This is a genomic window from Natronorubrum halophilum (assembly GCF_003670115.1).
Taxonomy (GTDB): domain Archaea; phylum Halobacteriota; class Halobacteria; order Halobacteriales; family Natrialbaceae; genus Natronorubrum; species Natronorubrum halophilum.
The window spans coordinates 467,296-479,641 of record NZ_QQTY01000003.1; the positions used below are offsets into that span (position 1 = coordinate 467,296).

General features: G+C 64.8%; 7 protein-coding genes. 5 read left to right on the top strand and 2 right to left on the bottom strand.

Annotated elements, in window-relative coordinates:
* Positions 1 to 911 precede the first annotated feature (911 nt).
* Positions 912 to 3,152, bottom strand: coding sequence for a glycoside hydrolase family 3 N-terminal domain-containing protein (locus tag DWB23_RS14290; protein ID WP_121743483.1), 2,241 nt, complete (start codon positions 3,150 to 3,152; stop codon positions 912 to 914).
* A 198-nt stretch (positions 3,153 to 3,350) separates the two neighbouring features.
* On the opposite strand from DWB23_RS14290, the gene DWB23_RS14295 reads away from it, so the two are divergent.
* Genes DWB23_RS14295 through DWB23_RS23895 form a run of 5 tightly spaced genes read left to right on the top strand, consistent with a single transcriptional unit; the run spans position 3,351 to position 9,356 of the window.
* On the top strand, positions 3,351 to 5,138 hold the full coding sequence (locus tag DWB23_RS14295; RefSeq protein WP_121743484.1) for an ABC transporter substrate-binding protein: 1,788 nt from the start codon (positions 3,351 to 3,353) through the stop codon (positions 5,136 to 5,138).
* A gap of 21 nt (positions 5,139 to 5,159) precedes the next feature.
* On the top strand, positions 5,160 to 6,188 hold the full coding sequence (locus tag DWB23_RS14300) for an ABC transporter permease (RefSeq protein ID WP_121743485.1): 1,029 nt from the start codon (positions 5,160 to 5,162) through the stop codon (positions 6,186 to 6,188).
* Positions 6,185 to 7,225, top strand: coding sequence for an ABC transporter permease (locus DWB23_RS14305; RefSeq protein WP_121743486.1), 1,041 nt, complete (start codon positions 6,185 to 6,187; stop codon positions 7,223 to 7,225). The genes DWB23_RS14300 and DWB23_RS14305 overlap by 4 nt, the downstream gene beginning before the upstream one ends.
* The gene (locus DWB23_RS23890) at positions 7,222 to 8,277 is read left to right on the top strand and encodes an oligopeptide/dipeptide ABC transporter ATP-binding protein (protein ID WP_121743487.1); all 1,056 of its coding nucleotides are present in this window, start codon (positions 7,222 to 7,224) and stop codon (positions 8,275 to 8,277) included. The genes DWB23_RS14305 and DWB23_RS23890 overlap by 4 nt, the downstream gene beginning before the upstream one ends.
* Positions 8,274 to 9,356, top strand: coding sequence for an oligopeptide/dipeptide ABC transporter ATP-binding protein (locus DWB23_RS23895; RefSeq protein ID WP_121743488.1), 1,083 nt, complete (start codon positions 8,274 to 8,276; stop codon positions 9,354 to 9,356). The genes DWB23_RS23890 and DWB23_RS23895 overlap by 4 nt, the downstream gene beginning before the upstream one ends.
* Positions 9,357 to 9,509: 153 nt before the next feature.
* Here the strand turns inward: DWB23_RS23895 and DWB23_RS14320 are convergent, their stop codons facing one another.
* Positions 9,510 to 12,344 carry a malectin domain-containing carbohydrate-binding protein gene (locus tag DWB23_RS14320; RefSeq protein WP_121743489.1) on the bottom strand — a complete coding sequence of 945 codons (2,835 nt, stop codon included), beginning with the start codon at positions 12,342 to 12,344 and terminating at the stop codon, positions 9,510 to 9,512.
* Positions 12,345 to 12,346: the final 2 nt, after the last annotated feature.

Genomic DNA, 12,346 nt, shown 5'->3' on the forward strand with positions numbered 1-12,346 from the left:
ATCGCGGATCACCGATTCGGAGCGATCGATACCCAACTTCGTAGAGACCCGGACACGACGTGTACGTATCGATGAACCGAAACCGACTCCGGTGGCAGTATGAACACGACAGATTCGGTCGGTCGTCTCGATGAACAAATCACCGAACTACTAGCGAATAGAGACTCGATTACCCAATATCGTGGTAATCGATGCGGATTCGAACGATCGTTGAGAACACCTGCCGGCGTAGCGTTTGCATTTCGAGAACGTAGACAGCGAGTGCGTTGGCCCGGATTGCGGGAACTATCGGAAGGACGACAATCAGGTCGTCGTCGCCGACACGTATTACGAACTGTGCTGTGGGCGAACTGCTAACACGATACCTGTGTCACGGCACGCTCCGACGGACGATTTCGGAACGCGGCATATTTACATTCGTACTCATGTCATTACATCGGCCACCAAGTCTCTCGAGCAAGAGATTCGGTGCTCTGGAGCGGTACTCGCAGAATCCTTGTTCGAACTGCTGCTACCGAACAGACCGGACGACGACGCGGCATTCTAGTACCGATACGCCGAATCACACATCTACACACCGTATGGCTGTCAGCCGAGTACCGTCAGAGCCGAATACTGACCTCGGGCAGTTTATGTCCTACTTCTGTCTCTTAGTCCGCTATCAAACAGATTTATTAGATATTCGATTGGGGCTCGTCCGTCGATTCTCGAGTTATATCGGAGAAACGAATATATGATAGAGAGAGTATCTTTCCGTGAGATCAGGAACAGGGCTCCCTGTTCGGACGGTGAATCCACCGGCAGGTGACTTCCGGTCAGCGACGACGGCCGATGGGAGAAAGGCGCGGCGATCCCGATCGCGAACCGAGCGGTCGACGACGAAAACGAGTCCGTAGGACGGCGCGGCTGTCTCAGTCGCTACGCGGACGGACGTCGAGGTCGAACGTTCGATCCCCGACGGAGAGTCGAAGGCTCCCGTCGTCGATCCGCCCGTCGCGCGATCGTTCGAAGAGCCCGATCTCGTCCGCGTCGATTCGGAGCGTCACATCCGCTCGCGCTCCGCGCTCGAGTTCGACGCGCTCGAACGCCCACAGTTCGCGGACGGGCGTTACGACCGAACTGAACTCGTCTCGGCCGAACACCTGGACGACCTCGCTCCCGCGTCGATTGCCCGTGTTGGCCACCGTGACTCGGACCGTGACGTCCTCGTCCGGACGAATCGTGTTCTCCGATAGTTCGATCGACTCGTACTCGAGGGTAGTGTAGCTCAGGCCGTGGCCGAACTCGAAGAGCGGATCGTACGATGCCGGGTGCTCGTCGGGTCCGATCGGGTGCGGGTGTGGCATGTGGTTGAAGTACGTCGGGAGCGTCTCCGCCGACCGCGGGATCGAGATCGGGAGCCGTCCGCCGGGTTCGGACTCGCCGAACAGCGTCTCCGCGATTACCTCGCCGCCGACACGGCCGGGGTAGTACGCCATGAGGATCGACGGCACCGTCTCCGCCAGCCACTCGACGGCCAGCGGCCGCCCGGTGACCAGGACCGCAACGACGGGCGTCCCCGTCTCCGACACCGCCTCGACGAGGTCGCGCTGGGCGTCGGGGAGCGAAAGCTTGCCGCGCGTCGGGAACTCGCCCGTCTCGCTGGCGGTCTTCGCGGAGGGGCCGAACTCGTGAAGGTACCAATCCTCGCCGAGTGCGACCACGGCGACGTCCGCTTTTGCCGCTCGCTCCGCAGCGGCCTCGACGTCGACGGGGGCGCCGATAGCGCTGCCGGGTTCGTGGGTGACGGTTGTCTCGTCGTCCACCGTGTCGTCGACTCCCTCGAGGATCGTCGTTCCCGGGATGCCGGCGTCCGCGTTGCAGCTCCACCCGCCGTTCTGGTGGACCATCTCGTCGGCGTTCGGGCCGGTCACGAACACCTCGTCGACACCATCGCCGAGGGGGAGGAGGTCGTCGTCGTTTTGTAACAGCGTGAGCGACTTCCGGACGGCCTCCCGCGCCGTATCGAGGCTCTCGTCGGAGCCCAGTGTCGCCGCGGCTTCGGGGTCCGGATACGGATCCTCGAAGAGGCCGAGAGCGAACTTCGCCCGCAGCACTCGCCCGACGCTGTCTTCGAGCAGGCGTTCGGATAGCTCGCGCTGCTCGAGCAGGTCCCGAACGTGCTGTGCGTGGTCGGCCCCGGCGACCGAACCGATGTCGAGGCCCGCACGGTGTGTCTGGCGCGCCGCTTCGATCGGGCTTCCCGCCGTCCGGTGCTCCTCGTGTAACTGCGTGATCCCGTTCCAGTCGGAGACGACGACGCCGTCGAAATCCAGTTCTTCGCGGAGGAGTCCCGTCAGGAACCGGCGCGACCCGTGAGCCGGTTCGCCGTCGATCGAGTTGTAACACGGCATCACCGCGCCGACGCCCTCGTCGATCGCCGCCTCGAACGGCGGAAGGAGTACGTTACGGAGCGTGTGCGAGGACACGTCGACCGGCGCGGCGTCCTCCCCGCGCGTGGGCACCCCGTAGGCCGGGAAGTGCTTCGCCGTCGCGAGCACCGAGTTGGCGTCGAGTTCGTCGCCCTGGTACCCGCGAACTTCGCTGGCGGCCAGCGTTCCGACGAGGTAGGGGCTCTCGCCGAACGTCTCTCCGGTTCGTCCCCATCGCGGATCGCGTACGACGTCGCACGTCGGACCGTAGTTCTGGGCGGAACCGGTCGCCCGCATCTCTTTCGCGGTGATTTCGGCGGCGCGTTCGACGAGGTCGGGGCTCCACGTCGCCGCCGCACCCAGGTTGTTCGGAAAGACGGTCGACTCCGCGATGTAGGCGTGACCGTGAACCGCGTCGGCTGCGAACAGCAACGGGATACCGAGGCGCGTCGCTTCGACGGCGTGCTCTTGCAGTCGGCGAGCCGCGTCGACGGCGTCCTCGACCGACTCGTTGGGAGAGCCGCCCCAGCCGAAGGGGGCGACGGATCCGATGTGATACTCGTCGATTTCGTCGATAACGTCGTCGACTCCGTGGAGCCCCTCGTCGAGCACTCCGACGTAGGAACCGGCCAGCTGGCCGATCTTCTCTTCGGTCGTCATCCGATCGAGGAGGTCCGCAACGCGCGCTTCGATCGGCAGCGACGGATCTAGGTACGGCTCGCTGTCCTCTAGGCCTGTCATGGATCTACCCATCTCTCGAGGTGACAAATAAGTGTATCCCTCGGCAGTCGAGCGGCGACGCTCGGGCGAATAATCGACGAGTACGCGCGGTCGGACCCGTCCGTCGCTGACCGTACGTACACGCGATGAAACTTTGCAAAAGATAGTTATAAACTCCAAAAATTATTTACAATCGAACACTCAAGGTAGGGTAGCACCATGCTACCAGACGATGCGCTCCCCGGAGACGCAGAGGCATCACGCCGCCGATTCTTGCAGGTGACCGGCTTAACGGGTGCAACGGCACTCGCGGGTTGTTTCGGCGACGACAACAGTTCGGGCAACGAGGAGATCACCGGCGACGAGCCGATGACCGACCGGACGTTCACCGCACCGACGTCGGTCCTCCCCGGCGACATGCAGTGGAACGCCGCGAACGAAAGCAACTACCCGGACCGACCCGGGTTCGTGGTTTACGACCGGCTAGTGTACTTCCGGGCGACGAGCGGCGAGTTCGTCGAGGGCGCCCTCGCTGACTGGGAGATCGGCGAGGACACGGCGACGCTCACCCTCCAGAACGACCTGACCTGGCACGACGGCGAGGACGCCACGGCGGCGGACCTCGTCCGGAAGCTTCACATCTCGCTGTACGACAATCACCCGATCGGGAACTTCACCTCGGTCGAGAACGTCACGTCCGTCGACGACACGACCGTCGAAGTCGGACTCGAGGCGTCCGTCTCCGAACCGGTCTTCCTCAACTCGATCAAGAGCCTGGAGCTTGACACACCGGCCGAGCAGTACGATGACATCCTCGCGGAAATGGAGGACGATTCCGAGTCGACGGTCCTCTCGGAGTTCGCACCCGAGGAGCCGATCGGAACCGGTCCGTTCCAGTACGACAGCGCCGGCGAACAGGAACTCATCACCACGAAATTCGAGGACTCGTACTGGGCAGACAACGTTAATTTCGCCGAGTATCGATTTCGATTCATCGACGGAAACGAGACGGCCTGGCAGGCGATTCGCGGCGGATCGGTCGACGCCCTGCACAACATCTTCACGTCGCCGGACATCATGGCCTCGTTCCCGGATCACGTCCTCGAGATCCAGCAACCGGCCAACTGGGGGCTGTCGATCGCGTTCGACCACGACCACGAACACTTCGGGCAGCGGGAGGTCCGCAAGGCGATCGCCCACGTGATCGATCGCGAGATCGTCGCGGAGAACTCCTCGGGCGGCGGCGACGCGAAAGCGCCCGTGCGGACGCCGACGGGCATCGTCGGGAATTTCGACGGGTCGGCCGACGACTGGCTCGACGAACCGGACGCCTTCGAGGATTACGCCGGACGGAACACCGACAGGGCCACCGAACTGCTCGAGTCGGCCGGCTTCTCGAAGGAGGGAGACACCTGGGTCGACGAGGACGGCGAGACGCTATCTTTCGAGTTCAAGGTGCCCGCCGCCTGGAACGAGTGGGTCGACGCCTCGATCACGTTCAACGAGCACTTGCAGGACTTCGGCATCGAGACCAACCTCGTCACCAGAGACGATAGCGTCTATTTCGGGCAGGACCTCTACGGCGACGCGGGCTTCGACGCGGCCGGATTTTGGTGGTCCGACGGCTGGACGTACCCGTACCACTCCCTCGATTGGAACCTCAACAGCTGGGACGCCCAGAACGTCTACAACTACCCCACGTCGGTCGACGTGCCGCCGGTGGGCGATCCCGACGGCGAGGCCGAGACGGTCGAACTCGCGCCCGAACTCGAAGCGCTCGTCGGCATGGACGCCGACGGCGACGACGCGCGCCAGAAAATTCAGAAGCTGGCGTGGATCTTCAACTACGATCTCCCGCAGCTACCGATCCAGGAGAAGATCGATCAGTGTTTCGTCTCCGTCGAGAACTTCAAAGTCGTCGAGAACTCGCACCCGGCGACGTCCGTCCAGTATCCGACGACGTACCTTCCCCGCGTCGGAAAGCTCGTCGCAAAGGCCGACGAATAGCCCGGACGAACAGCACACCCTATGCAACGATATTACATCGAACGCACGCTTCAGGCGGTCGTCACGGTCGTCTCGGTGATGAGCCTCGCGTTTTTCCTCCTGCGACTGATGCCCGGCAACCCCGCGGACGCCTACCGGGCCGAACTCATCCAGAACAACCCGCAACTGTCACAGGCCGAGATCGACCACCGCGTCGAACAGAAGCTCAACGTGCTCCCGGACGCGCCGCTCCACGAACAGTACGGTAACTACGTGCTCGGATTGCTGCGAGGCGACCTCGGCGAGTCGATCAACGAGGGCGTCCCCGTGTCGGAGATCATCGCGGAGGCGCTCCCCTGGACGATCTTTACGATGTCCATCGCGCTGTTGCTCTCGTTCGCCATCGGCATCTCGCTCGGTGCCGTGATGGCGTACAAGGAAGGGAGCTCCTTCGACAGCGGGTTCTCCGTGCTCTCGATCCTGTGTAACTCGGTCCCGAACTACATCGTCGGCATTCTGGCGATCTGGTTCCTGGGCTACCAGTTCGAGCTGTTCCCCACGGGCGGTCGGTACTCGACGGAGATGGAGCCGACGGTGGGGCTCCTAGAGCCCGTTCAAACGCTCGCCTTCCTCGGCGACGCGCTTTGGCATGCCTCGTTGCTGATCCTGTCGTACGCGGTCGTCGCAGCCGGCGGCTGGGCGCTGCGGATGCGGGGCAACAGCATCCAGGTACTCGGCGAGGATTACCTGCGGGTCGCGCGGCTTCGCGGGCTCTCGGAGCGACGGATCGCGACGCGCTACGTCGGGCGCAATGCGGTGTTGCCGCTGTACACGGCGCTCCTGATCGCGATCGGCTTCGCGCTCGGCGGCAGCGTCATCCTCGAGCAGGTGTTTACGTATCCCGGCGTGGGCTACTACATGATCGAGGGGTTAGAGGCGCGCGACTATCCGCTCATGATGGGCGTCTTCCTCGTCATGACGGTCGCGGTCGTTCTCGGCGTCTACGTTGCCGACCTCACGTACGGACTCATCGATCCCCGCGCCCAGACGCGGGGAGGTGACCACCGATGAGCGAACGCACGGAGCAGGTTCGCGTCCTCGACGACGACGAGGCGTTCGAAGCCGTGGCGGAGAACACGATGGGCCGCGGGGAGCGCTACCGCCGACTGTTCGACCGCTGGGTGCTCGCTCCGGGTCGAATCATCTGGGACGACGTCCGCGCCCGCGTCGGAGCGTCGATCCTCCTGCTGTACGTGCTCGTCGGCCTGTTCGGACCGGCCGTCTACAAGGAACCGAAGGTCAACCAGGGGCCGCGGTCGCTCACGCCGCTCGCCGAGGGACTGACTTACCCCCTCGGGACCGACAACCTCGGCCGCGACATCCTCGCTCAACTCGTCCATGCGACGCCGTCGATGCTGCAGATGATTACGGCCGGCGGCCTGTTCGTGACGGTTATGGGCGTCACCGTGGGCACGACCGCGGGGTTCGCCGGCGGACGGACCGACCGGTTCCTCTCGCTGATCACGGACATCGTGATGACCATTCCGGGGCTGCCCCTCATCGTCATCCTGGCCGCGCTACTCGAGCCCCAGGATCCGATCGTCACGGGACTCATTCTGACGATCAACGTCTGGGCGGGCCTCGCTCGAGAGATCCGCTCGCAGGTCCTCTCGATCAGCCGCCACTCCTACGTGGAAGCGTCCCAGGCGATGGGACTGTCGACGCCGACGATCATCCTCAGAGACATCCTTCCGAACATCATGCCCTACGTACTGATCACGTTCGTCAACGCGGCGAGACAGGTTATCTTCGCATCGATCGGACTGTACTTCCTCGGCGTGTTGCCCTACGACAGCGTCGTCAACTGGGGCGTCATGATCGACCAGGCGGTCAGCGGCGGCGCGATGCACGTCATGTCGATGGCCCACTGGCTGATCGCGCCGCTGGCGACGATCACGCTCCTGTCGTTCGGACTGATCCTGTTCTCACAGGGGACCGACAGGATGTTCAACCCCCGCGTTCGCGCCCGACACTCCTCGACGACCCGCTCGAACGACGAACCGACGGACGACGGTGCGACCGCGACGACCGGGGGTGGCGTCCGATGAGCGAACCCGCCGACGCGGTGTCCGTCGTCGGGACCGATTCTCGGCTCGAGACCGTCCTCAGCTGTCGCGATCTCTCCGTGGCGTTCCACATGGATCGCGGCACGTCGACGGTCCTCAACGGGCTGGATATCGACATCGAGCGCAACGAGATCATCGGTATCGTCGGCGAATCCGGCTCCGGAAAGTCGATGTTCGCCTCCGCGCTGCTGGACGCCGTCGTCGAACCCGGCGTCACGTCGGGGACGATTTCCTACCGGCCGACGGACGGTCCGGCGGTCGACGTCCTCGACCTCTCGGACGATCGGCTTCGCCGACTTCGCTGGGAGGAGATCTCGATGGTGTTCCAGGGGGCGCTCTCGTCGTTCAACCCGACGCTGAAGCTCCGCGGCCACTTCGTTGAGACGCTCGAGGCTCACGACTACGACGTCGAGCGGGGGATGGAACGAACGCGCGAACTCCTCTCCGATCTCTACCTCGACCCCGAGCGCGTGTTGGGCAGCTATCCGCACGAACTCTCCGGCGGGATGAAACAGCGCGCGTTGATCGCGCTCTCGCTCGTCCTCGACCCGGACGTGCTCGTGATGGACGAACCGACGGCCGCGCTGGATCTGCTCATGCAGCGGTCGATCGTCAGCCTGCTCTCGGATCTCCGAGACAAGTACGACCTGACGATGGTGTTTATCACCCACGATCTGCCGCTCGTGACGAAGCTGGCGGACCGGATCGGCGTCCTCTACGCGTTCGAACTCGCGGAGGTCGGGACCACCGAGGAGGTGCTCACCGCACCAACTCATCCCTACACGCGGGCGCTGTTGAACTCGACGCCCGACATCGAGTCGCCCCTCGAGGAGATGCGCCCGATCGACGGGGCGGCGCCCGACCCGGTCAACGTTCCACCGGGCTGTCCGTACCACGAGCGGTGTCCGATCGCGACGGACGACTGCGCGACGATCAAGCCCCCGATGGAGGCGGCCAGCGAAACGCACGACGTCGCCTGTCATCACCGGGAGCGAGTCGACGAGATCGAACTGACCACGGGGGTGGACCGATGAGCGCCGACGACCCCGTCGTCTCGATGCGGGACGTCGACATCCACTTCGAGGACGACGGCGGCCTCAACCCCTTCGCCGAATCGAAGACGGTCCGGGCCGTCGACGGCGTCGACCTCGACATCCCCGAAAACGACGTCGTCGCGATCGTCGGCGAGTCCGGCAGCGGGAAGACGACGCTCGGCAAGGCGGCGGTCGGCCTCCAGCGACCGAGCGCCGGCACCGTCAGCTTCCGCGGACAGGACGTCTGGACGGCCAAAAAGCGCTTCTCGAACCCGACGATCGCCTACTCCGAGATCCGTCGGTCGCTGCAGATCATCCACCAGGATCCGGGATCGTCGCTGAACCCCCACCAGACCGTCGAGTCGTCGCTCGCCGCGCCGCTGAAGAAGTACCAGTCGGAACTGGGGCCGGAGGACCGCGAGGCTCGGATCCTCGCGATGCTCGAACGCGTGGGAATGACGCCGCCCCACGACTACGCGCGGCGCTATCCCCACCAGCTTTCCGGCGGGGAGAAACAGCGCGTCGCGCTGGTCCGGGCGTTGCTGATGAACCCGGATCTCATCCTGGCCGACGAGGCCGTGAGCGCGCTCGACGTCTCGCTGCGCGTCGAAGTGATGGACCTGATGCTCGACCTGCAAGCCCAGTTCGACACGTCGTTCCTGTTCATCTCGCACGACCTCTCGAACGCGCGCTACCTGGCCGAGCACGCCGGCGGACGACTCGGCGTGATGTATCTGGGTGAACTCGTCGAACTCGGCGACGCGGACGAGGTGCTCCGCGATCCCCAACACCCCTACACGAAGGTGTTGAAGTGGGCGACGCCGTCGCTCAGTCTGGAAGAAGGCGCTGCGGAGCCGCCGGTTCGGGAGATCGACATTCCCGATCCGGTCGACCCGCCGTCGGGCTGTCGGTTCCACACGCGGTGTCCGTACGCGACGGACCACTGCCGGACGGAGGCACCTGACCGGCGTTCGGTCGGCGATGGTACGCACCGGGCATCCTGTTTCCGCCTCGAGGAGGACGGCGACTACTGGCACAGCGAACCGCTTGAGGGTGCCAGTATCGACGCGGACGAATAGCCGGGTCGATCCCGGTTCCGTCGGTTCGCCAGTCGCGGACGGCTCCGCTGATCGGCACCCACCGTTCCTCGCCGCCGACTGTACCGTTGTAGAGCGGATAGAACGGGCCGTCGTCGAAGGCCCGCTCTCGCCCTGCTGGGCGTCACCGCCGCTTCAGGCGGTAACTACCTCGATCCCATTGAGCAAGGCGTTGTCGGCGTCGGTGTTGAACGAGACCGTCAGCGTGCCGTCCGAGGCGTCGACCCCGGAGATCGTCCGAACCAGCGCTGCGCCGTGGCCGACCGCACCGTGAACGTCGAGGTCGGTAATCGCTTCGTCACCGTTCACCAAGACGTCGAACACGCGGTCGCCGTCGGCGGTCCAGTACGTCTCGGCGAAGTGCAACACGACGTCGTAGGTGCCGTCGGCGACCGAGATATCGTAGCTGAAATCACCGTACCGTTCGGACTGATACAGCGCGTCGTCGTCGGTGCCGGCGATCGGATCGCCCGTACTCGCGGTAGTACCGCCGCTGTACCCGGTATCAGCCTGGAACTCCGTCCCGTCGCCGACGGTGTAGCTCGATCCACCGACGTTGATCGCTGTCTCGACCGCGGCGGTGTCGCTCGAACCGGGCTCGATCCGTCCGCCGACGAGCCGCGGATCGGTTTCTGCATCACCAGGCGCGACATCCTCGAAGTAGACCCGTCTGTCGTCGAGCCAGTACTCACGGTCCCAGTCGGTGTGGATATCGTCCGACGGGTTCATGTAGATCTCGTACCCGTCGTCGACGTCCCACATCTTGGTGGTGGGGTTGCCCGCGAGGATCTGCTCGCCACGGATGTTGATCTCGTAGTTCTGGATGTTGCTGAACGTCGGATTTCGGATCTCCATGAGCCCGTCCGTCAGCGCGCCGATGCCGCTACTCCAGTTCTCGATGGTCGCGTCCTCGATCACCATCCCCTCGGCTCGCATGTTGTGGGTGATGCCGACGCCCTCGCCCACGCCGATGAGCCGCGGGTTCACGACCTTGAGGTGGCTGGCGTACCGCATCGCGAGGCCGATGCCGGTCCCCCGCGGGAACTCGAAGCTGAGATCGCCGTTCTGGTAAATTTGGGTGTCTGGAAGGTCGCTCTCGCCGTCGCGTTGGCCGATGTTCCACGCGGTGTAGTCCTTGATGAGCCCGTAGTAATCGGTCTGCCGATCCATCTGCGAGCCGGCGCCGCGCATGTGGTTCATGACCTCCATGCCGCTCCCGCAGGCGAAGGCCGTGTTGCCGATATCTCGGATCGGGATCGACCCCTCGTCGACGAAGACCGTGCCGTCGTCGGCAGTGTCGGTCGCGTGAGCGAACTCCGCGACGTTCGGGCCGGCTGACCCCGGCGCCACGTTGTACTGTTCTGACGGTCGGTCGTCGGCGTACGGGGCGGGCACGTTCGGGATCGTCCCCCGGTGTCTGCCGATGTCGGACTCCTCGATCTCGCGCTCGAGTTCGGAGGGCGGGATCGCGGGATCGTCGACTTCGTCGGGCACGTAATCGCCGATCGCCCGGTTCCAGTAGGCGAACCCGTGGTTGCGTTGGCCCGCCGCGACGTTGTCCCTGTTCAACACGAGCGGCCCGTGAAGCCAGAAGCCGATCCCGTTGTGGCCGTAGTCGTCGATCAGCGGCCGGTTGGCGTGATCGGCCCAGGCGACGACTTCGCGGAAATCGGGGTCGTCTCCGCTGCCCGCCGATCGCAGCGCGAAGTTGTTCACGAAGCTGCCGAGTTCGACGCCCGTCTCGGTCTGGAAGTGCGAACCGAGCACCTTGTAGCTCACACAGTCGTGGACGTGAGCGGAGCTCTGGTGGTTGACGAAGCCCCACCCGGGGCTGCCCTTCCAGCCGTTCCCGCGGGTCCGCGGCGCGACCACGCAGCCGGTCGCGTCGTGGGGTTCCACGTCCGTTCGGGGACCGGTCTTGTGGTAGTGCAGCGCGTATCGGGCCCGCCGGTTGTCGTTGACGTCCAGGTCGAACACGCCGTCATTCCGGATCTCGCTCTCCTTGTACGCCGGGTTCGAGAACGGGATGCTCTTGTCGGTCCGGCCGAGTTCGTAGAGGCCCGCATACCGGATCGTCGAGCCCGGCGACATGATCATCACGTGGCCGCGGCGCTTCATCTCGGTGCTCTCGGACCGCAATCGGACGTGTCGCTCGAGGTTGAGCGCGTACGAATCGAGGCCGCCCGCCGGCGGCACGTGGTCGTACTGGAGCGTCTCCTCCAACTGGACCGTCGAGCCGGTGACGCTCGCAACGGTCACTTCCTCGTCGTGGTTCTCCTGCGGCGAGACGCCCGGGACGACCAGCGCATCGCCGGCCCGCCAGTTCGTCGGCGTCGCGTCGAGCTCGAGGGCGGAGTCACCCGCCATTGGATGGTGCGCCAGTGTCGCGTGTGGCGTCTTCGCCGCGCCGTGGACCTCGACGGTGCCGGCCGCCACCAGCCCCCGGGTCTTCCGCTCCGGGTCCCAGCTCTCGTCGATCGGTCCGCGGTCGATGAAGGTGATGGTTAGCTCGCTCGAGGGGCCGACTGGATCGCTCTCCGTGCCGAGCTGAATCGCGCTGTCCTGGGTCGTGATCAGCGTGTCGACCTGCAGTTCGGCCGTCTGGCTCGTCGCGGCCCTGAGCGTCCCGTCGATTCGGACCCAGTGCAGGCGCGCGCTGGGATTCGCGTCGACCGTCACCGTGACGCCGGATGGAACGTGGACGCGCGCGCCGTCGTTCGGAACTCCGTTGTCCCAAGTTGCCGAGTCGGTCCACGGGCCGCTCGTCGTCGCGCTGTGCGTCGCATCCGACGTCGGTACGAGGTCGGCGACGTGATGGTCGTCCGTGTCGTGTTCCGACGCGACTGCCGTCGAACCGAGCCCCGACAACGCAGCGAGTGTCCCCGTGGTCTGTAACAACCGCCGACGCGAGAGGCGTGGTATTCCTACTGGCTGTCCGTCCCCGTCTCCGCTGTTGCTTTCTTCCGACATCA